The 20,371-nt window shown below is 73.1% G+C and carries 19 protein-coding genes; 9 read left to right on the top strand and 10 right to left on the bottom strand.

The genetic code is table 11. From position 1 onward, the window contains the following. Window positions 1-191 precede the first annotated feature (191 nt). Both AC07F3_RS30510 and AC07F3_RS30505 read right to left on the bottom strand, forming a co-directional pair. Complete coding sequence (locus AC07F3_RS30510) at window positions 192-398, bottom strand: hypothetical protein (RefSeq protein WP_479117626.1); 207 nt, start codon at window positions 396-398, stop codon at window positions 192-194. Window positions 399-518: 120 nt separating this feature from the next. After that, complete coding sequence (locus AC07F3_RS30505) at window positions 519-1,631, bottom strand: citrate synthase 2 (RefSeq protein ID WP_479117625.1); 1,113 nt, start codon at window positions 1,629-1,631, stop codon at window positions 519-521. Between the two features lie 303 nt (window positions 1,632-1,934). Between AC07F3_RS30505 and pdxH the strand changes: the two genes are divergently transcribed. Then, on the top strand, window positions 1,935-2,558 hold the full coding sequence (gene pdxH, locus AC07F3_RS30500; RefSeq protein WP_479117650.1) for a pyridoxamine 5'-phosphate oxidase: 624 nt from the start codon (window positions 1,935-1,937) through the stop codon (window positions 2,556-2,558). 262 nt (window positions 2,559-2,820) lie between these two features. Here pdxH and AC07F3_RS30495 read toward each other — a convergent pair whose 3' ends face one another. Continuing rightward, window positions 2,821-3,201 carry a VOC family protein gene (locus AC07F3_RS30495; RefSeq protein WP_469837827.1) on the bottom strand — a complete coding sequence of 127 codons (381 nt, stop codon included), beginning with the start codon at window positions 3,199-3,201 and terminating at the stop codon, window positions 2,821-2,823. 182 nt (window positions 3,202-3,383) lie between these two features. Between AC07F3_RS30495 and AC07F3_RS30490 the strand changes: the two genes are divergently transcribed. Further along, window positions 3,384-4,748, top strand: coding sequence for a PAS domain-containing protein (locus tag AC07F3_RS30490; RefSeq protein WP_479117624.1), 1,365 nt, complete (start codon window positions 3,384-3,386; stop codon window positions 4,746-4,748). 658 nt (window positions 4,749-5,406) lie between these two features. Here the strand turns inward: AC07F3_RS30490 and AC07F3_RS30485 are convergent. After that, complete coding sequence (locus tag AC07F3_RS30485; RefSeq protein ID WP_479117623.1) at window positions 5,407-6,162, bottom strand: SIS domain-containing protein; 756 nt, start codon at window positions 6,160-6,162, stop codon at window positions 5,407-5,409. Between the two features lie 204 nt (window positions 6,163-6,366). On the opposite strand from AC07F3_RS30485, the gene AC07F3_RS30480 reads away from it, so the two are divergent. Together AC07F3_RS30480 and AC07F3_RS30475 are read left to right on the top strand one after the other, a co-directional pair. Further along, window positions 6,367-7,059: an iron-dependent transcriptional repressor DtxR gene (locus AC07F3_RS30480; RefSeq protein WP_100573958.1), complete on the top strand. Its 693-nt coding sequence runs from the start codon at window positions 6,367-6,369 to the stop codon at window positions 7,057-7,059. Between the two features lie 626 nt (window positions 7,060-7,685). Continuing rightward, a complete protein-coding gene (locus AC07F3_RS30475; RefSeq protein ID WP_479117622.1) occupies window positions 7,686-8,549 on the top strand; it encodes an alpha/beta fold hydrolase in 864 nt (287 codons plus the stop codon). Between the two features lie 132 nt (window positions 8,550-8,681). Here AC07F3_RS30475 and AC07F3_RS30470 read toward each other — a convergent pair whose 3' ends face one another. The 3 genes from AC07F3_RS30470 to AC07F3_RS30460 all read right to left on the bottom strand — a co-directional run bounded on the left by AC07F3_RS30470 (window position 8,682) and on the right by AC07F3_RS30460 (window position 11,867). Continuing rightward, the gene (locus AC07F3_RS30470) at window positions 8,682-10,289 is read right to left on the bottom strand and encodes a transporter (protein WP_479117621.1); all 1,608 of its coding nucleotides are present in this window, start codon (window positions 10,287-10,289) and stop codon (window positions 8,682-8,684) included. Then, a complete protein-coding gene (locus AC07F3_RS30465; RefSeq protein ID WP_479117620.1) occupies window positions 10,286-11,110 on the bottom strand; it encodes an ABC transporter ATP-binding protein in 825 nt (274 codons plus the stop codon). Before AC07F3_RS30465 ends, AC07F3_RS30470 begins: the two co-directional genes overlap by 4 nt. Window positions 11,111-11,177: 67 nt before the next feature. Further along, window positions 11,178-11,867 (bottom strand): bifunctional DNA primase/polymerase, encoded by a 690-nt coding sequence (locus tag AC07F3_RS30460; RefSeq protein ID WP_479117619.1) that lies wholly within the window; start codon window positions 11,865-11,867, stop codon window positions 11,178-11,180. A gap of 259 nt (window positions 11,868-12,126) precedes the next feature. Between AC07F3_RS30460 and AC07F3_RS30455 the strand changes: the two genes are divergently transcribed. Both AC07F3_RS30455 and AC07F3_RS30450 read left to right on the top strand, forming a co-directional pair. Beyond that, a complete protein-coding gene (locus AC07F3_RS30455) occupies window positions 12,127-13,509 on the top strand; it encodes a transcriptional regulator (RefSeq protein WP_479117618.1) in 1,383 nt (460 codons plus the stop codon). Between the two features lie 91 nt (window positions 13,510-13,600). Then, the gene (locus AC07F3_RS30450) at window positions 13,601-15,163 is read left to right on the top strand and encodes a hypothetical protein (RefSeq protein WP_479117617.1); all 1,563 of its coding nucleotides are present in this window, start codon (window positions 13,601-13,603) and stop codon (window positions 15,161-15,163) included. Window positions 15,164-15,187: 24 nt separating this feature from the next. Here the strand turns inward: AC07F3_RS30450 and AC07F3_RS30445 are convergent, their stop codons facing one another. After that, entirely contained in the window at window positions 15,188-16,372 is a 1,185-nt protein-coding gene (locus AC07F3_RS30445) for an ABC transporter substrate-binding protein (RefSeq protein WP_479117616.1), read from the bottom strand. Here AC07F3_RS30445 and AC07F3_RS30440 point away from each other — a divergent pair. The 3 genes from AC07F3_RS30440 (at window position 16,350) to purU (ending at window position 18,077) form a co-directional block, all read left to right on the top strand. Further along, complete coding sequence (locus tag AC07F3_RS30440; protein ID WP_479117615.1) at window positions 16,350-16,526, top strand: hypothetical protein; 177 nt, start codon at window positions 16,350-16,352, stop codon at window positions 16,524-16,526. The genes AC07F3_RS30445 and AC07F3_RS30440 overlap by 23 nt on opposite strands. Before the next feature lie 196 nt (window positions 16,527-16,722). After that, the gene (locus AC07F3_RS30435) at window positions 16,723-17,169 is read left to right on the top strand and encodes an SCO4402 family protein (RefSeq protein WP_114040492.1); all 447 of its coding nucleotides are present in this window, start codon (window positions 16,723-16,725) and stop codon (window positions 17,167-17,169) included. A 56-nt stretch (window positions 17,170-17,225) separates the two neighbouring features. Further along, the gene (purU, locus tag AC07F3_RS30430; RefSeq protein WP_479117614.1) at window positions 17,226-18,077 is read left to right on the top strand and encodes a formyltetrahydrofolate deformylase; all 852 of its coding nucleotides are present in this window, start codon (window positions 17,226-17,228) and stop codon (window positions 18,075-18,077) included. A 94-nt stretch (window positions 18,078-18,171) separates the two neighbouring features. Here the strand turns inward: purU and AC07F3_RS30425 are convergent, their stop codons facing one another. Both AC07F3_RS30425 and AC07F3_RS30420 read right to left on the bottom strand, forming a co-directional pair. Continuing rightward, entirely contained in the window at window positions 18,172-19,596 is a 1,425-nt protein-coding gene (locus AC07F3_RS30425; protein WP_479117649.1) for a zf-HC2 domain-containing protein, read from the bottom strand. Between the two features lie 8 nt (window positions 19,597-19,604). Further along, window positions 19,605-20,189 carry a sigma-70 family RNA polymerase sigma factor gene (locus AC07F3_RS30420; RefSeq protein ID WP_479117613.1) on the bottom strand — a complete coding sequence of 195 codons (585 nt, stop codon included), beginning with the start codon at window positions 20,187-20,189 and terminating at the stop codon, window positions 19,605-19,607. Window positions 20,190-20,371 lie beyond the last annotated feature (182 nt).

Raw genomic sequence — 20,371 nt, 5'->3', positions numbered from 1 at the left:
GCCTGTCCGCAGAACAAAACGAACGAGGCCCCCCCACCCTCAACCTGCCTCGGCGCGGGGGCTGTTTCTCCCCCCCCCCCCCCCCCCCCCCCTCCCCCCCCCCCCCCCCCCCTCCCCCCCCCTCCCCCCCCCCCCCCCCCCCCCCCTCCCCCCCCCCCCCCCGCGCCCGTGCTGTGGAGACGGGTTCCGGGTCAGAGGAGCCCCAGGTCCAGGTCCAGCAGGTGATGATCGCGGTCGTGCTGCCAGCCGTGGTGATGGTGGCAGTCGCCGTCGTGGTCGTGGTCGTGTGCCGCTACGCGCGGGGCGGCCTGCGGGGCCGCCTGGGCGGTCGCGGCGGCGGGGACTATGACGGCGGCGGAAAGCGCGACCACAACGGCGGCGCGTCGGATGAGGCTCACAGTGAACTCCACATTCGGTGGAAAAAACCGGACACTCCGACGCTAGGTCGACCCTCCGGGACTGTCGCGTTGAGCGACCGAGCGGCTACTCCATGTGTGGACGGCCGCCTGCTCGCCCGCTCAACGGGCGCTGATGTCCGTGATGTCGGTGTAGCCCTCGATGTCCCGCGGATCGCGTGAGCCGGGGCCCACGTAGCGGGCCGACGGCCGCACCAGACGGCCCGTCCGCTTCTGCTCCAGGATGTGCGCCGACCAGCCCGCCGTCCGCGCGCAGGTGAACATCGACGTGAACATGTGCGCCGGGACCTCCGCGAAGTCCAGGACGATCGCTGCCCAGAACTCCACGTTCGTCGCCAGGACCCGGTCGGGCCGACGCGCGTGCAGCTCGTCCAGGGCCGCCTTCTCCAGCGCCTCCGCCACCTCGAAGCGGGGCGCGCCCAGCTCCTTCGCGGTGCGGCGCAGCACCCGGGCGCGCGGGTCCTCGGCGCGGTAGACGCGGTGCCCGAAGCCCATCAGGCGCTCGCCGTTGTCCAGGGCCTGCTTCACGTACGCCGTCGCGTCGCCGGTCCGCTCGATCTCCTCGATCATGCCGAGCACCCGGGAGGGGGCGCCGCCGTGCAGCGGGCCGGACATCGCGCCGACCGCGCCGGACAGCGCGGCCGCGACGTCGGCGCCGGTCGAGGCGATGACGCGGGCGGTGAACGTCGAGGCGTTCATGCCGTGTTCGGCGGCGCTCGTCCAGTACGCGTCCACCGCCTTGACGTGCTTGGGGTCCGGCTCGCCGCGCCAGCGGATCATGAAGCGCTCCACCACCGACTGCGCCTTGTCGATCTCCCGCTGCGGCACCATCGGCAGGCCCTGCCCGCGCGCCGACTGGGCGACGTACGACAGCGCCATGACGGCGGCCCGGGCCAGGTTGTCGCGGGCGGTGCGCTCGTCGATGTCCAGCAGCGGCTTGAGCCCCCACACCGGCGCCAGCATGGCCAGCGCCGACTGCACGTCCACCCGGATGTCCCCGGAGTGGACCGGGATCGGGAACGGCTCGGCCGGCGGCAGGCCGGGGTTGAACGCCCCGTCGACGAGGAGGCCCCACACGTTCCCGAACGAGACGTGCCCGACCAGGTCCTCGATGTCGACGCCCCGGTAGCGAAGGGCGCCGCCCTCCTTGTCCGGTTCGGCGATCTCCGTCTCGAACGCGACGACTCCCTCAAGTCCGGGTACGAAGTCGGACATCAGGCGGCTCCTCAAGATGTGTGCGTCGGGCTGCGGGCGGCCCCTGCCGCCCCGGGTCCCTCGGTCATGCCCCGTACGGCAGTCAGGAATCCCGCCGTGGGCCCTCACGTGTATGGAGGCCACAGTGGCCCAGCCGAGAGTTTGGCGGGTCCCGCCGATGCGGGGAAGCGTGACATCCGGCACACTGCCGCAATTCGGCGGCGCAGGGTTAACGCCCCGCCGCCGCGGGCAGACTGGGCCCCCGCCGGGCGGGTGGCGAGGGTGCGGCAGGATGGGTGCGTGACCGATCTGGACCCCGCAGCGATGCGCGAGCAGTACCGCACCACCCTCCTCGCGGAGGAGGACCTGGCCGCCACGCCCATGGCGCAGTTCGCGCGCTGGTTCAAGGAGGCCGTGGCCGGCGGGCTGCACGAGCCCAACGCCATGGTCGTCGCCACCGCCACCCCCGACGGCCGCCCCTCCACCCGCACGGTGCTCCTGAAGTCCTACGACGAGCACGGCTTCGTCTTCTTCACCAACTACGCCTCGCGCAAGGCCGCCGAACTCGCCGCCAACCCGTACGTCTCGCTGCTCTTCCCCTGGCACCAGCTGGCCCGCCAGGTCATCGTCACGGGCACCGCCTCCCGCGTCTCGCGCGAGGAGACCGAGCGCTACTTCCGCAGCCGGCCGCACGGCTCCCGGCTCGGCGCCTGGGCCAGCGCCCAGTCCACCGTGATCGCCTCGCGCGCCGAACTGACCGCCCGCTACGAGGAGTTGGCGGCCCGCTACCCCGAGGGCAGCGACGTCCCCGCGCCCGAGCAGTGGGGCGGTTTCCGGGTCGCCCCCGAGGCGGTCGAGTTCTGGCAGGGCCACGAGAACCGCCTGCACGACCGGCTCCGGTACGCCGCCGACGGCGCGGCCTGGCGGGTGGACCGGCTCGCTCCCTGACCTCGGCCGCAGGGCCCCGGGGCATGCAGAGACCCGCGGGCTCGGGTTCCTCCGGAGAGGAGCCGGCCGGACGTACCGGCGAGCCCGCGGGTCGGTGACTGCTGGGAATTGGCCGACGTCATGCCGGCCCCGCACTAGGAGTGCGACTGGCAGGCGTCAGCCCGCAGTCACCTCACGCGTCCGGTTTGCATACATCTGTCAAACCACCTCCCTTCTCGTGTGCCCCACACATTAGGCAGCCGTCCGGGGGCCCTCAACCGATTTATTCGGCGCCCGCCCGCTCCCCGGCGCCGCGCTCCACACAGAACTCGTTTCCCTCGATGTCGGCCAGCGTGAGCCAGCCCGTGCCGTCCGGGCGGCGGTGGTCGGCGACGAGGGTGGCGCCCAGGGCCACCAGACGGTCGGCCTCCTCGTCCCGGGTGCGGTCCTGGGGCTGGAGGTCGAGGTGGACGCGGTTCTTCACCGACTTGGCGTCCGGCACCGCGATGAAGAGCAGGGAGATGCCGTCGGCGGTGACGAGCGCCTCCGGGTCGCCGGGCACGTCGTCCTCGCCCAGGGAGCCGTCGAGCGCCTCGGCCCAGAAGGCGCCGAGGCGGTAGGCGTCGGCGCAGTCGATGGTCACATGGCGTACGAGAGAGGTCATGGGCGTCACTATGGGCACGCCCGGCCAAGGCGTCCAGGGGCGGCCGGTAACCGCCGTCGGCCGGAAAAGATTTCGCCGAAGTCGGTGTGGGCTGTGTCACGTTCGAGTTGAATGATCCGACGTGCGTGAGTCCGCGCGTCAGCCGCGAGATGCGGCGACCACGTCCTGCAGGGGGTGCCAGGATGAGTGCTTCCCGGAGTGAGACCGCCAGTGCGCCGGTTCCGGACGGAACCGGCCCCGGGCCCGCGGGTCCGGCCGGACCCGGCGGAGACCTCCTCGCCGCGCTGCTCGACGGGATGGACGTCGCGCTGTGCGCCTTCGACGCGGACGGCACGGTCACCCACTGGAACCGCGAGGCCGAGCGGATCCTCGGCTGGCCCGCCGGGGAGGCCGTCGGACGCCGGGGGTTCGCGGGCTGGGCGGTGCGGCCCGCAGACGCCGACGAGGTGCGCGAACGGCTCATGGCGGTGATGGACGCGCCGGGCCGCCAGGTCCACGAGTTCGCCCTCCTGCGCAAGGACGGCGGCCGCGTCCTGGTGCGTACGCAGACGGCGGGCGTCCGGGGCGCCGACGGCAGCCCGGCCGGGGTGTACTGCGCGTTCAGCGAGGTGCACGCGCAGATCGACCTGGAGCGGTCCATCGCGCTGAGCGAGGCTCTGTTCGAGGACGGGTCCTGGGGCGTCGTCCTGGTCGACGTGGACCTGCGGCCCACCGTCGTCAACGCCTACGCCGCCCGCGCGCTCGGCACCGGACGCGCGACCCTGCTCGGGCGCCCGCTCGGCGAGTTGATCGTCCAGGGCGTCGAGGACCTGGAGGGCGCGCTCCAGCACGTCCTGGCCGAGGGCGCTCCGGCCAGCCCCGCCGAGGTGTGGGTGACGCTGCGCACCGCGGAGGGCGAGCGGCGGCGCTGCTGGCGCAGCGGGTTCCTGAGGCTGGCGTCACCGCTGGCGGAGGAACCGGTGCCGCTCGGGGTCGGCTGGCTCTTCCAGGACGTGACCGAGGCGAAGCTCGCCGAACAGGAGATGGACCGGCTCCGCTTCCGCTCCAACCAGCTGCACCGCGCCTCGCGGGCCGCCGCCGAGTGCGAGGACCCGATGGAGGCGGCGACCTGCCATCTGGACTTCGCGCTGGCCGGTTTCGCCGACCACGCCCTGGTGGACCTCGCCGCGGGGGAGCGCCTCGTACGGGCCGCGGCCACCCCGGCCGGCGCGCCGGGCCCGGCCGTGCCGGTGGTCGGCGGCGGCATCCCGGTGCGCTATCCGGCGGGCCATCCCGCGTTGCAGGCGGTCGACCGGGTCGGCTCCGTCCGGGCGAGCGCGGGGGGTGCGGACGAGGAGTGGGCCCTGGAGCGCCAGTGGCCGCCGGACGCGGCGCACGCCCTGTGCGCGGTGCTGCGCAGCCGCGGCCGCACCCTGGGGGTGCTGACCTTCCTGCGCGCGGCGGCCCGGCCGGCCTTCGAGCGGCCGGACGCGGCGTATGCGGAGAGTGTGGCGGCGCGGGTGGCGACGAGCCTGGACCTGTCCGGGGCCCTCCCCCCGACCCCCTGACCGCCTCGGCGCCGCCGGTGCCGTTCGCGCAGTTCCCCGCGCCCCTGGGAATCCGGTGCTGAGCGCGCGATTCCTCCCGCCCCTCGGGTCCCCTTTCGTCTGCGGGCCGTGGACGGCTGATCGCGCAGTTCCTCGCGCCCCTTGGGGGTGTTGTGCGGTTCCCACGCTCTTGGGGGCTTTTTGTCTGCGGGCCGTGGACGGCTGGTCGCGCAGTTCCCCGCGCCCCTTGGGGGCTTGCGTGTGGGTAGTCGTGAGGTTCCCAGCGTTGCTGGGGCTTTTGTCTGCGGACCGAGGGCGGCTGGTCGCGCAGTTCCTCGCGCCCCTTGGGGGTGTTGTGCGGGGGTGGTCGAGCGGGTCCCACGCTCCTGGGGGCCTTTTTTGTCTGCGGGCCGTGGACGGCTGGTCGCGCAGTTCCTCGCGCCCCTAGCTGTCCGGCGCGGGGAGGCAAAATCAGCCCCTCCGGCGTTTGAGGAGCGGGGGCCGGGGCGGAGCCCCGTGTCCACCGGGGGGCGGGCGTACGGCTTCGGGAGCCGGGGCTTGGGGCGGAGCCCCGAGCAACTCCCGGGGCGGGGCCGGGGGCCAGGGAAGCCTCGCCCCCGGGGGAGCCCCGAGCGGGATCGGGGGGCTGGGGCTCAGGAAGCTCAGCCCCGGCGGAGCCTCAGTGGCGGAAGAAGATGCGGTCGCCGTATTCGGACATGACGCGGCCGTTCCACTCGTGGCCCCCGTCGACGTTTCCGGAGCGCAGCAGCGGGGGCTCGATGCCGCGGGACACGAGGGCCTCGGCCGCCGCGGCCATCGTCGCCTGCATCAGCGCGCTGGTGACCACGGTGGACGCGGGTGCGAAGGGCGCCTCGATGCCGTCGTGGGTCAGCTCGGCGTCGCCGACCGCGATCTTGCTGTCCAGCACGATGTCGCAGTGGTCGCGCAGGAACGTACCCGAGACGTGCCGCGACCTGGTGCCCTCCGCGTACGCCAGCGAGGTGACCCCGATGACCTTGAGGCCGAGCGCCCGCGCGTTCATCGCCATCTCCACCGGCAGCGCGTTGCGCCCGGACAGGGAGATGATCACGAGTGCGTCGCCGGACTTGGCGGGGCTGGAGTCGAGCACCGCTCCCGCGAGCCCGTCGACCCGTTCGAGGGCGGAGCCGAGGGTGGCGGGCATGACGTCGACGCCGACCACCCCGGGCACCGCGAGGAGGTTCATCAGGGCGAACCCGCCGGCCCGGTAGACCACGTCCTGGGCGGCCAGCGAGGAGTGCCCGGCGCCGAAGGCGAAGAGCCGCCCGCCCGCCTCGACGGTGTCGGCGATCAGGGACCCGGCGGCCGCGATGTTCAGCGACTCCTCCTCCCGCACCCGCCCCAGGAGCCCGATCGCGGCGTCGAAGAACTGACCGGCCAGCTTGCTCTCGCTCATCGCCGAGGACCCTTTCCGGGGTGGGGGGTTACGACCGTGCGCCGATCACGGTGCGGTCTGGACCTTTCCCCTGTCAATACGGTCTCGCCGGGCAGCCGGTCAAGACGGCGACGGCCACCGCGGCACGGTTGTCAGCGCGATGCGTCAGAATTGCTTCAGGGCCAGCGGTACGACGTTTTTATGTCACAGCATCGAGGGGCACGTATGTCCGGACTGATCGACACCACGGAGATGTATCTCCGCACCATCCTCGAGCTCGAGGAGGAGGGTGTGGTCCCCATGCGCGCCCGCATCGCCGAGCGCCTGGACCAGAGCGGCCCGACGGTGAGCCAGACGGTGGCGCGCATGGAGCGCGACGGGCTGGTGCAGGTCGCGGGCGACCGCCACCTGGAGCTGACCGACGAGGGCCGCCGTCTGGCGACGCGGGTCATGCGCAAGCACCGGCTCGCCGAGTGCCTGCTCGTCGACGTGATCGGCCTGGAGTGGGAGCAGGTGCACGCCGAGGCGTGCCGCTGGGAGCACGTGATGAGCGAGGCGGTCGAGCGCCGCGTCCTGGAGCTCCTGCGCCACCCGACCGAGTCGCCGTACGGAAACCCGATCCCGGGCCTGGAGGAGCTGGGCGAGAAGGCCGAGGCCGACGCGTTCCTGGAGGACGGCATCATCAGTCTGGGTGAGCTCGACCCGGGCCCCGAGGGCAAGACGGTGATCGTGCGCCGGATCGGCGAGCCGATCCAGACCGACGCCCAGCTGATGTACACGCTGCGGCGGGCGGGCGTGCAGCCCGGCTCCGTGGTGAGCGTGACGCAGTCGCCGGGCGGCGTCCTGGTGGGCAGCAGCGGCGAGGCCGCCGAGCTCGGCGCGGACGTCGCGTCGCACGTGTTCGTCGCCAAGCGCTGACCCGGACGGCACCGCGCCCGGCGGGACCGAGCCGCATCGGCTCCCGGCGGGTCCGGGAGCCGCCGCGGAACCCCGCCGACCGGCAGCTGTGACAGAACGTCATCGGCCTTTCCCCGTAAGGCAGTTGAGCGCGCTTCGTGAAGGGTGCGGGAAGCTTGCGGGGAAGGCCGGTTTCCGGGTGGAATGGCAGCGGCCGGGCGGATCGCGTGCGAGGCTGTGCCTTGAGGCATATGACCGCAGAGGCGTGCGGCACGGGAGGGGGCGGCAGCATGATGCCGTTCGAACCACTCGCACCACCTTCGGCACCCGGCCCTGCCTGGGCGTCTTCGCCCGCAGACCCGCTCCGGGAAGACCAGGGCCCCGGCACCTCGCGGCGCCGGGGCCTGTCCTCCCCGGTGTCGACCCGGAGCCCCGAGCTCCCAGGGTCGACCCCCGCGGACCGTCTTCCCCGAGCGGCCCGCCTCCCGGAGAAGATCTCCCCTCGGCGCGTTCCGTCAATCCTTGAGCGTGGTCACTCGAACGAGGGGTGTTGCGCGAGAGACGTGAGTTTTCGAATACGAGTTCGATACTCTGCCGTGAACTGACCACTCGGGAGCTGTCGGGGGCTGAAGGGGGTGCCAGGGCACATGGTGCGGCGCATCGATGTGACGGGGACCGGCGGGGTGCGCCTCGCCGCCTGGGAGTTCGCGGAGCAGCCCAAGGCCCGCGCGGAGACCGAAGGCGCTCCGGGGGTCTTACTGCTCCACGGGCTGATGGGCCGGGCCTCGCACTGGGCCTCCACGGCCCGCTGGCTCGCCGAGAAACACCGGCCGGTCGCCCTCGACCAGCGCGGCCACGGCCGCAGCGACAAACCCGCCGACGGCCCCTTCACGCGCGAGGTCTATGTGGCCGACGCCGAGGCCGCCGTGGAGCAGCTGGGCCTCGCCCCCGTCACCCTCATCGGCCACTCCATGGGCGCCCTCACCGCCTGGCAGCTCGCCGCCAAGCGCCCCGACCTGGTCCGCGCCCTCGTCATCTGCGACATGCGCGCCTCGGCGCTCGGCGCGGCCTCCCAGCGCGAGTGGGAGGACTGGTTCAAGTCCTGGCCGGTGCCGTTCGCCACGCTGGCCGACGTACGCAGGTGGTTCGGCGAGGACGACCCCTGGGTCGAGCGGCCGAGCCCTTCGCGGGGCGAGTTCTTCGCCGAGGTGATGGCCGAGCGCGCCGATGGCTGGCGCCCGGTCTTCTCGCGCCGCCAGATGCTGACGTCCCGCGCGACGTGGGTGTACGACGCGCACTGGGAGGAGCTGGCCCAGGTCGAGTGCCCCGCGCTGGTGGTACGGGGCCTCGACGGCGAGCTGGGCCGCGCGGAGGCCCAGGAAATGGTGCGGGTGCTGCCGCGGGGGCAGTACGCGGAGGTGGCCGATGCGGGCCACCTCGTCCACTACGACCAGCCGGAGGGGTGGCGCGACGCGATCGAGCCGTTCCTCGACGGGGTGCTCACCCCCTGAACCACGCCGCGCCTGGGCCCCCTTGCGCAGTTCCCCGCGCCCCTTGAAACCCGCTTTCGTCCGCGGGCCGTGGACGACTGGTCGCGCAGTTCCCCGCGCCCCCAGCACTGTGGGCCCTGCGGGGGCGGGGTGTCAGCCCGTGCTGACCGCTGTCAGGATTTCCGGCAGGCGGGCCGCCGCGCGGGGGGCCGCCGCCTTCAGGCCGAGCCAGCTGATGAGTGCGCCGTACGCGGCTCCCAGGGGGAGCAGCAGCCACAGGGCGTCGTGGTTGGCGGACACGTGAAGCCAGATCGCCAGCGCGATCATCGGCGCGCACAGCACCGTGCTCACCGCCATCCCGCCCAGGATGGACAGGAACGCGATGCCGCCCTGCCCGGGCGCCACGTTCTTGCGGCTGTCCTGCGGGATCGAGTACGCCAGCGTCGCCGACGCCACCGAACCCGTCGCCAGCATCGCGCCGAGCAGCGCGAGCGCCAGCCCGATGACCTCGGGCAGCTTCGCCCAGTCGCCGAGCAGGCCGGCCGTCACCGCCGCCACGAGCAGGGTGTACGGAAGCGTCACGAGCAGCAGCGCCAACGCCCGGGCGCGCAGCTCCAGATAGGCGTCCCGGGTCGAGGAGATGGTCAGGAGCACCATCCAGAACGCCGAGGTGTCCTGCCCGAACTGGTTGTACATCTGCATGCCGAGCATGCCCGTGGCGAAGCACGCGAAGTAGACCGTGCCGCTGCCCTGGAGGGCGTTGAAGACCGGCACGATCAGGCCGATGGCGAGGGAGGTGATCCACGCGGCCTTGGTCTTGGGATCCCGCCAGGCGTAGCGCAGCGTACGCAGCATCACGGTGCCGGTGCGGCCCTCGGGGAGCAGCGCGACGAGGCCTTTGCCCGAGGTGTCCTTGCGGGCGGCGTCGGCGGCCTGGAGCGTCGAGCCGTCCGGCGTCGTCATCAGCTGCACGAGCGAGCGCTGCCAGGCGTACAGGAGGAGGCCCAACCCGGCCGCGCCGAGCAGGAGTTGGGCCGCCGCGCGGCCGTACGCGCCGGTGCTCGCCGAGTCGACCGCGCCGATCGCGGAGGCCGGCGGCAGCCAGCGCACCACGTGCGCGACCGGGTCGAGGGCGGAGAGGCCGCCGGTGCGGCCGAGCCGCTGCGCGCCGAAGTTCACGAACTGGATGCCGACCGCGATGACCAGGCCGCTCAGCACGGCGAGGTCGCGGCCCTTGCGCGAGGTGAGGAGCCGGGTGTTGGCGGTGGCGACGGCGCGGGCGAGCGCCACGCACCCGAGCAGCGCCAGCGGCACCGCGAGGACCGCGGTCACCGCCGCGCCCGTCCCGTGCGCCACGGCGATCGCCGAGCCGAGGATCAGGCAGAGCGTGAACAGCGGCCCGATGCCCACCAGGGAGGCCGCGAGCAGCGCGCCGACCAGCGGTCGCGGCCGCAGCGGCAGCATGACGAGCCGGGTCGCGTCCAGGGTCTCGTCGCCCCTCGGGAAGAAGAGCGGCATCACGGTCCAGCCGACGGCCGTCAGCGCCACGGCCAGCACGGTCAGGGTGCCGGCGTGCTCGTTCCCGCGCAGCGCGATCAGGCCCAACAGTTGCAGTGCCGCGAAGAGCAGGGCCAGGACCGCGGAGGTGATGTAGGCGGCCCGGCGCCCGCCGGACTGCCGCAGCCCGTTCCTGAGCAGCGACAGCTTGAGGCGTACGAAGAGGGGCGTCAGGGCGGCGGCGTGGGGCGTGGGCGCGGTCACCGGGCGCCGCCACCGAGCCAGTCCAGCGAGTCCCCGGTGTCCCGGCCGCTCGCGCCGACCAGTTCGAGGAAGGCGCTCTGCAACGAGGTAGCGTCGCCACGGACCTCGGCCAGCGTGCCCTGGGCGCGGATGCGGCCCGCGGCCATCACGGCCACCCAGTCGCACAGCGACTCCACGAGCTCCATGACGTGACTGGAGAAGACGACGGTGGCGCCGGAGGCGGTGTAACGCTCCAGGACGCCGCGGATGGTCTGGGCGGAGACCGGGTCCACGCCCTCGAACGGCTCGTCCAGGAACAGCACTTCGGGGTTGTGCAGCAGCGCCGCGGCGAGCCCGATCTTCTTGCGCATGCCGGTCGAGTAGTCCACGACCAGCTTGTGCTGGGAGCCCGCGAGGTCGAGTACGTCCAGGAGCTGGGAGGCCCGCTTGTCGACCTCGGCGCCGGGCAGACCGCGCAACCGCCCGGAGTAGCCGAGGAGTTCGCGTCCCGAGAGCCGCTCGAACAGGCGCAGCCCCTCCGGCAGCACGCCGATGCGGGACTTCACGGCGACCGGGTCGCGCCACACGTCGTGCCCGGCGACCTCGACCGTGCCCTGATCGGGCCGGAGCAGCCCGGTCACCATGGACAGGGTGGTGGTCTTGCCCGCGCCGTTCGGTCCGACCAGACCGATGAACTTGCCCGCGGGCAGCTCCAGATCGATCCCCGCGACCGCGATCTGCTCCCCGAAGCGCTTCCACAGTCCCTGGACGCGGACGGCGGGCGGCGCCGTACGCGCTCCGCCCGCCGTGTCCGCCGATGTCTTGGACGCCTGGTCCGGCATGCTCGTGCCTTTCGTCCCCGTGATGATGTCTACCTGGACACCATAGGAGCCGGGGGCGGCGCGAGCGCTAGGGGCGGCGCGACCTCGCCGCGGCGGCCTCGCGTCCACAGGCGTAGGCGAGCGGGCTGATCAGTTCCTCGGCGTCGGGCAGCCAGCGGTTCGCGGGGGTCGGGCGGCGCGCCCACTGCACCGCGCCGGACCCGCCGACCCGGGTCGGCGGCGCCGCCACGTAGTCGCCCTCGCCGCGCGTGATCAGGTCGACCGAGGCGGGCGTCCACCCCAACTTGCGGACGAGATCGGGGACCTTGGCGCCCGCGCCGGGCAGTACGAAGAAGAGCATCCGGCGGTCGGGGGTGCAGGTGACCGGGCCGAGCGTGAGCTCCATCCGCTCCATGCGGGCCAGCGCCAGGAACCCGGCCGACTCCGGTACGTCGATGGCGTCGAAGGTGCGCCCGGTGGGAAGCAGGATCGAGGAACGGGGGTGCTTGGACCACAGACGGCGGGCGGCGCCCGCGCTGCCGGTGGCCTGCGTCGCCCAGTCGGGCCGGGCCGGATGCGCACCCGGTTTCGGGCACGCCGCGTCACCGCACGAGCAGCGCTCGACCCCCTCGTGGGCCTCGAGGGAGGTGCCGGGGAAGACGTCCCAGTGCCGCTCCTCCGCGTACCGTACGGCGCTGTCCAGGAGCTGTTCGCCGCGCTGCTTGGGGATCTGTGCGGATTCCGTATCCGTGACCGTGCCTGTGATGGTTTCTTCCACGACGGACTCAACTCCGCCCACCACCGAGGGTTACGGGCTCGGCGAGCGTGGGATCAGCGGTATCGGTCCTGCATATGGGGCGCATGGGTGCATGGGCGGGGGCGCGCGTGAGGCTGTGTGTCGGTCGGCGGGTAGCCATATGCGGGGGAAGCACACAGGAATTCTGGCAATGACGCCATATTCCCGATTCCCCTCGTTTCTCTGCATATTCGCAGGGCAATGATCACTGTGCTGATCACTGCCGCTCCAGGGGGTTCTCATGGCAGCCAGGCCTCTCGTCGCCCGCCAGCCCAACGAACGGCTGCAGGCGCTCATCCAGGAAGCCGGATGTTCCAACGCCGGCCTCGCCCGCCGCGTGAACATGGTCGGCGCCGAGCGGGGCCTCGACCTCCGCTACGACAAGACGTCCGTGGCGCGCTGGCTGCGCGGACAGCAGCCGAGGGGGCGGGCGCCCGGCATCATCGCGGAGGCGCTCGGCCGCAAGCTGGGCCGTACGGTCACGATCGACGAGATCGGCATGGCCAACGGCAAGAACCTCGCCTCGGGGGTGGGGCTCCAGTTCTCGCCCACCGTCCTCGGCGCCATCGAGCAGGTCTGCGAGCTGTGGCGCAGCGACGTGGGGCGGCGCGACTTCCTGTCCGGCTCCACCGTGGCGGCCTCGGCGCTGGTCGAGCCGAGCCGGGACTGGCTGATCACCGGGGCCGACGCGCAGGTCGCGCGCAACGCGGGCCAGCGCGTGGGCACCGCCGACGTCGAGGCCGTCAAGGCGATGACCGAGGCGCTGGTGCAGCTGGACCACCGGTTCGGAGCGGGGCACGTGCGCCCGGTCGTCGTCCACTACCTCAACAGCGTCGTGTCCGGACTGCTGGCCGGGTCCTACCGGGAGTCCGTCGGGCGGCAGTTGTTCGCGGCGGTCGCCCGGCTCACCGAACTCGCCGGATACATGGCCGTCGACACCGGCCAGCCCGGCCTCGCCCAGCGCTACTACATCCAGGCGCTGCGGCTCGCCCAGGCCGCCGACGACCGGGGGTACGGCGGCTACGTCCTGGCCGCCTCCATGAGCCACCTCGCCGCGCAGCTCGGCAATCCGCGCGAGATCGCCCAACTGGCGCGCGCCGCACAGGAGGGCGCGCGCGGCCGGGTCACCCCGCGCGCCGAGGCGATGTTCTACGCGGCCGAGGCGCGCGGACACGCGCTGCTCGGCGACGCCCGCACTTGCCAGACGGTGGCGGGCCGGGCGCTGACCGCGCTGGACGCGGCGGACCCCGAGTCCGGCGACGACCCGGGCTGGATCGCGCACTTCGACCACGCCTACCTCGCGGACGAACTCGCCCACTGCCACCGGGATTTGGGCCAGCCGGAGGCGGCGGCCCGGCGGGCCGAGGAGTCGCTGGCCGGGCACCCCGAGTCGCGGGCCAGGCGGCGCGCCATCGGCCTCGTCCTGCTCGCCACCGCGCAGGTCCAGCAGCGCGAGGTCGAGGAGGCGTGCGCCACGGGCACCCGCGCGGTGGAGCTCCTGTCCACGCTGCGCTCCAACCGGGGCGCGGACTATCTGGAGGACCTCCAGCAGCGCCTGGAGCCGTACGGGGACGAGCCCGCCGTGCGGGAGTTCGGGGAGCGTCTGGAGGTCCAGGCGGCCTGAGCGGAGCGGGTTGAGGGAGGGCTTGGCAAGGGCGTAGGGGTACCCGGTAGCGTGAACCGACGATTCCGTAGGTCCACGTACAGGAGTTCCGGTGACGCAGAGCCGACAGGGTGACGAGCCGCAGCTTCCGGCTGTACGGCCCGCGCACGAGGGTGTCGTGCTGCCCGCCGACGGAAGCGGCCCCCGTGCCGGGGAGCCGTTGCCCGCGCCTCCTGGAGCCCAGCCCTGGGGTCAGCCCTGGGGCCCTCAGGGCCACGCCTCGCAGCCGCCGCCTCCCGTCGGCCCGCCGCAGGGACCGGCGACGATCGGGCGGCCCCTCCCGCCCGAGAACGGCGGCCGGGACGCGGAGGCCACGCAGTACATCGCGCCCGTGCCCGCCGGTCCGGGCGGCGAGGCGACGCAGTACCTCGCCCCGGTGGCGGGCGGCAACGGCGACTCGGAGGCGACCCAGTACATCGCGGCCACGCCCGGAAGCTCCGGCGGCGAGGCGACGCAGTACCTCGCGCCGGTGGCGGGCGGCAACGGCGACTCGGAGGCGACCCAGTACATCGCGGCCACGCCCGGGAGTTCCGGCAGCGAGGCGACGCAGTACCTCGCGCCCGTGCCCGGCGGTTCGGGCAGTGAGGCCACGCAGTACATCGCCCCGGTCTCCGGCGGGGCCGGAGCGCTGCCGCCGGAGCACGCCAATGAGGGGACCGCCTTCCTCGGCGCCCGGGCCCCCGGCCAGGACGCGGGACCGACCCAGATGCTGCCGCCGGTGCCCCCGGCCCCGCAGGACGCGCCGTACGGGATACGCCCGGGCGCTCCGGGCGAGCGGCAGCCGCCCGCCGAGTTCGACAGCCTCTTCCGGGCCGACGGCCCGCCCCAACAGGGCTCCGAATCCGCCCAGTTGCCCCGCTTCCAGCCCTCCGTGCCGCTGAACAGGCCCCAGCAGCAGCCGCCCTACCAGCCGCCGCAGCCCCCGTACCAGGAGCCCGCCGGGCAGCCGTCCGGGTACGAGCCGGAGGCGCCCCGGCGCAAGTCGCGGGTCGGCCTCATCGCCGCCGTGGTCGTCGGCTGCGCGGCGATCGGGCTCGGCGCGGGCGCGCTGCTCAGCGGCGGCGGGGACGACGCCAAGAAGGACGACAAGCAGCCCGCGGGCGTCAGCTCGCCCGCCACCGGCGACGGCGGCGGCGCGAAGGCGGCCGACGACCCCGCCAAGGCGCAGGCCGAGGCGCTGGACAAGGTGCTCGCCGACAGCGGCAGCAGCCGGGACGCGGTGATCGGCGCCGTCGCCGACATCCGCAAGTGCGACAAGCTCGACCAGGCGGCGGCCACGCTGCGCTCGGCCGCCAAGCAGCGCGGTGACCTGGTGACGCGCCTGGGTCAGCTATCCATCGACAAGCTGCCGAACCACGACCAGCTCTCCGCCGCGCTCACCAAGGCGTGGCAGTCCTCGGCCGCGGCCGACGACCGCTACGCGGCATGGGCGGACGCGGTCGCCGGTGACAAGGGGAAGGGCTGCAAGGACGGGCACGCCAAGCGGACGAAGGACGCGGGGCTTGGCGACAAGGCGAGCGGTGAGGCGACCAAGTCCAAGCAGGAGGCCTCCGGGCTCTGGAACGCCATCGCCACGAAGTGGAACCTGACCAAGCGGGGAGCCACCCAGCTCTAGCGCGCCGGGCGGCGCCCGAGGCGGTCAGCCGTTCGCGGCGGTGTTCTCCAGGGTGGGACTCACGTCCACGAAGCCCTTCTTCAGGGAGACCAGCCGGCCGTCGCGCACGACCTGGAACGTGACCTGGCGGTTGACGATGCGCGGGAAGTCCGGGGCCGCCAGCATGTCCTCGAAGCGCCAGCGCAGGTCGGGAGTGAGGCCGCCGGTGTTCACGCTGACGCCCTTGTTGAGCGCGCGCACCACGTCCACGGCGCGCACCGAGTCCTGGCCGAGCGACTCGACGACCTTCTTCAGGGCGGTGTACGCGATCCACGTGGTCTGCACCCCGGCGTCCGCCGCGTCGATCGCGTCGTCCCCGAAGGCCTGTTCGCGGATGACCTTCTTCATCGGGTCCCAGCGCGGGTCGTCGGCCTCCGGGTACCAGCCGGTGACGTACGCGCCCTCGAAGGGGCCGTCCTTGCCGCCGGTGCGGTCGATGAGCGGCTGGCCGATGGAGCCGATGACGGACGCCACCCGCACCTTCTGGTCGTCGCTCTCCACCCTGCGGAAGGAGTCGAAGAAGGTCTCGGTGCGGTCGCCGAGCACGGCCGTCACGCAGCCCTTCCTCGCCTTCTGCTCGGCCGCCTTGCGGCCCAGCCGGTTCACCTGCGCGGGATCCGCCCCGGCCTGCGCGAGGGCGCGCTGGGCCTCGGCGGTGTAGTCGCCGGCGTCCTCGGTCGTGCGGATGTCGGCGACCGGCTTGCGGTGCACGGCGAGCAGCCCGGCGTTGAGCAGCGCCGGCAGCACGTCGCCGGCGATGGTGTCGGGGCGTACCAGCGAGACCGCTTCGCAGTCCGGGGCGAGCTGCTGCCCGCTGCCCGCGATGAGCGCGGCCTGGCCGCCGTTGACGGGGTAGGACAGCGCGCTGGTGAACTCCTGGTCGGATATGCCGTATCCGCCGAGATAGGGGATGCCGGCCACTTCGAGGGAGGGCATGAAGGCGCTGCCGTACTGGCTGTAGGAGCCGACGACGGCGACCGCCTTCTCCTTCACCGCGCGGCGCGCGCAGTCCGAGGCGCCGGTCGCGGTGTTGTGCTCGTTGCAGGTGTGGACGTTCAGCTCGTGGCCGTCGATGCCGCCGTTGGCGTTGACCCAGCGGGCGAAGGCCTTCGCCATCGCGGGCATGCCGGGGGTGTTGGTGGCCGAGGTGCCGTCGGGGGCCCAGGTCATCACGGTGATGGGCTCCCTGGAGCCCCCCGCGACTCCAGGGAGTACACCGCAGCCGGTCAGGACGCCGGCGCCGACCGCCGAACACGTGGCGAACACGGCGGCCTTCGAGCTGATCGAACTGATCGAGCGCCAGGGCCTGGTCGAGCCCCGATGACGCCGCCATCCGTAACCGGTCATGTGCCCACACACTTCCGCCTCATGGGTAACGGGGAAGTGAGCACGCTTCAACGCAGGGTGACACACAGGTGAATTGCGGGGGCCGGTCGGGCGGCGATCGTGGGGAACGTACGATCGAAAACGTGCAGCAAGGTTCAGCAAGCCCTTCCCGTCGCGGCCGTCGCTCCTCCACCATGGGCGGCATGCCGTTGAATGACATGCCGTGGTGGCGCTGGCGTACGAACGTACGGTCCGCGCTGCACATGCTCTCCGACCCCGTCTTCCACGAGGAGACCTGGCTGGCCGGGCGCGAGGGGTTCGGGGACGTCACCGACGCCGTGTACCGCCTGGTCGAGGACACCTGGCTGGACAACTGGTCCGCCGAGAAGTACGTCGGCACGATCTTCCGCGACTCGGGCGAGGCCGCGCTCGTCGACCTCGCCGTCCTGCGGGTGCTGCGCATCATGCACCAGGTCGGCGCGGACGCCCCGGTCTCCGCCTACCTCGCCCACCACGCCTGGCCCGAGGCCGTCCGCGCGGCGCGTGAGGCGCACGTGCGGCTCGCGCAGAGCGACGGCGAGGACCCCGACGCGCCGCCGCGCTCCCTCGAAGTGCTGCGCATCCTGACCCGCTCGGCCTGAGGTCCGGATCCTGGGCGGGAACCTGCGCGGGTGCCGGATTGTGGCATCCTGCCTGGATGACTGACCAGTACGTCCTCACGCTCTCCTGTCCGGACAAGCAGGGCATCGTGCATGCCGTGTCGAGCTATCTGTTCATCACCGGATGCAACATCGAGGACAGTCAGCAGTTCGGAGACCGCGACACGGGTCTCTTCTTCATGCGGGTCCACTTCTCGGCCGAGGCCCCGCTGACCGTCGACAAGCTGCGCGCCAGCTTCGCGGCCGTCGGCGACTCCTTCGAGATGGACTGGCAGATCCACCGCCCCGAGGAGCGGATGCGGATCATCCTCATGGTGTCGAAGTTCGGGCACTGCCTGAACGACCTGCTGTTCCGCTCCAGCTCCGGCGCGCTGCCGGTGGAGATCGCGGCGGTCGTCTCGAACCACACCGACTTCGCCGAGCTCGTCGCGTCCTACGACGTGCCGTTCCACCACATCCCGGTCACCAAGGACACCAAGGCCGCGGCCGAGGCGCGGCTCGTCGAGCTGGTGCGCGAGGAGCGGGTCGAACTGGTGGTGCTCGCGCGCTACATGCAGGTGCTCTCGGACGACCTGTGCAAGGAGCTCAGCGGGCGGATCATCAACATCCACCACTCGTTCCTGCCGAGCTTCAAGGGCGCCAAGCCCTACCACCAGGCGCACGCGCGCGGCGTGAAGCTGATCGGCGCGACCGCCCACTACGTGACGGCCGACCTCGACGAGGGGCCGATCATCGAGCAGGAGGTGGAGCGCGTGGGCCACGAGGTCACCCCCGCCCAGCTCGTCGCGATCGGCCGGGACGTCGAGTGCCAGGCGCTGGCGCGGGCCGTCAAGTGGCACGCCGAGCACCGCATCCTGCTCAACGGCCGCCGTACGGTCGTCTTCGCGTAAGCCGTACGCGGGCGGGACTCCGGGGCAGCGTCAGCCGTACGCGGGCGAGCCTTCCGGAGCGGTGGGAGCCCGGCCCGGGTGAGCCTTCGAAGGGTCAGAGCCGGCTCAGTGAGGCGGCCGCGAACAGGACGTCCCTGATGGCCTCGCGGTCGCCGAGCTGGCCCACGGCCGCGTCCTGCGGCGGCACGTGACCGGCGGCCAGTCTGCAGAACTCCACGCCGTCCAGGGCGACATGGGCCACCTCGTGCTCGGGCGAGGCGACGGCCGCCGGGGAGTCGAGCGCGATGTGCCAGTCGCCGCCGCCCACGCCCTCGATCTCCAGGCGCAGCGAACGGCCCGGGGAGCCCGCCGTGACCAGGCCGCGGGCGGGCGCGGCGAGCCCCGCCCGGCGGCGGCCGGCCAGGACGGCGGGCAGGATGCGCGCCGCCAGGTCGATCATGCCGTGCAGATGCGACCCCGACGGCGGGTCGTACGGATAGTCCACGGCCTCCGCGATGTCGCCCGCGTGGATCCAGCACTCGAAGGCCCGGTCGAGCATCGCGTCCTGGAGCGGCAGCGCGAACTCCCCGTAGGACACGTCCAGTTCGGCCACGCCCCGGCCCGCGAACGACACCGTGCGGATCAACGTGTGGGACTGCTCGCGCCAGGGGTCGCGGACCGTGCGGGTCAGCGGGTACTGCCCGGCCCGCCACAGCGCCTCGGTGCGCGCGGTGGGGCCGCCCGCCGCGGCCTCGGCGTCGAGCGGCACCGGCTCGTCGAGGCCGAGCGCGGTCGCCACCAGCGCGTCGACAGCCATCAGGTGCCCGATGACTCCGGCGACCGTCGTCCGTCGGGTGGTCCGGCGCTCCTGCTCGAACCACTTCAGACGCACCGGCGCATGCCATTCGGCGTCCCCGAAGTCGTTGAGCAGCGCGGCCTCCGCGTCGTACGGGGCCGCCCAGGCGGGCACCGGAATGCGGGCCGGGCGCCGGACCAGGCAGTTCTCCAGGACGCGGGAGCGCAGCATCGGGTCGAGGTCGAGGCTGCGCTCGGCCTGGAGCAGCCCCACCGCGTCCCGCAGTCGCAGCGCCTCGTCCGCGCAGGGCGCGCACTCGGTGAGGTGCGCCTCGACGGCGTCGGTCTCCTCGGCGGAGCACGCGGCCAGCGCCCAGGCGCCGAGCAGTGACTTCAGCACGGTGTGCGAGGGCGGCTCCGCGAGCGGGGCGGGTTCCTGCGGGACTTCGGGCACCGCTGCTTCCTGGGGGACGGCGTCGGGACCCGCCGGTTCCGGCTCGGCGGCGGGCGGTTCGGCGTCGGGTTCCGTCGAGCCGGGCGGCTCGGGTTCGGGCTCGGGGTCCGGCTCCGGCTCCGCCGCGCGGGACGGTTCCGGGGGCGGCGGGGGGAAACGGTTTGCCTCGCGCGGCCCGGGCACGAACGCGCCGGAGCCCCGCTCGCCGCCCGTCAGGTCGTCGCCCGCCGCCCGCGGTGACGGTATGCGCGGGGTGTTCTCGTCGTCGGGCCGGGGCTCGCCCTGCTCCATCGGCCCGCTCACAGCGCCCGTCCGTATCCGGGCGGCGCGGCTCCTTCCGGCGGCCGGGTGATGGCCGAGGAGAGCAGTTGCAGGCCGAGCCGCAGGCGCCGGCGCGCCTCGTCCTCGGTGATGCTGAGGTCGGCGGCGGCCTGCCGGTAGTCGCGGCGCTGGAAGTAGGCGAGCTCCAGGGCGGCGCGCAGCGGGGCGGGCATCGACGTCACGATGTAGTCGGCGCGGGCCGCCGCCGATGCCCGGCGCACCTTCAGCTCCAGTTCCTCGGTCGAGCAGCCCCCGCCGTTCTCCGCGTACGAGGACGCTTCGTCCTGGCGCAGGCGCTGCACGGCCTGGCGCTGGGTGAGCTTGGCGACCCAGGAGCGCATCGAGCCCTGCTTGGGGTCGTAGGCGTCCGGGTTCTCCCACACGTACCCGAAGACCTCGCGGGTGATCTGGTCCGCCGCGTCCTCGTCGCTGAGCACGCGGTGGGCGAGGCTGTGCACCAGGGAAGCGAACCGGTCGTAGAGCTCGCCGAGAGCGGCCGCCTCGCCGCGCGCGAGCCGCTGCTGCATCCGGCGGTCCCACCGAGGTGGTGCGTCCTTCGGCATAGGCTCCCCAACCCTGTCGTCCCCGTCTGTGCCCCTGTGCGCCCGTCCCTGTGTATCTACGAATGTAATGCGACGGGCTGACAATGCACGGAGGTTTGCACCAAGTGCGCCCTCGCAAAGTCCGCTGGTGGTAAAGGGCGTGTTTCGCGGGAGTGGGGCGGGGCAGTGGCGCAACCACGGGG

The sequence above is a fragment of the Streptomyces sp. NPDC045846 genome (assembly GCF_056431605.1).
The sequence above is the reverse complement of the archived record's forward strand: the minus strand, read 5'-3'. Positions and strand labels throughout refer to the sequence as shown.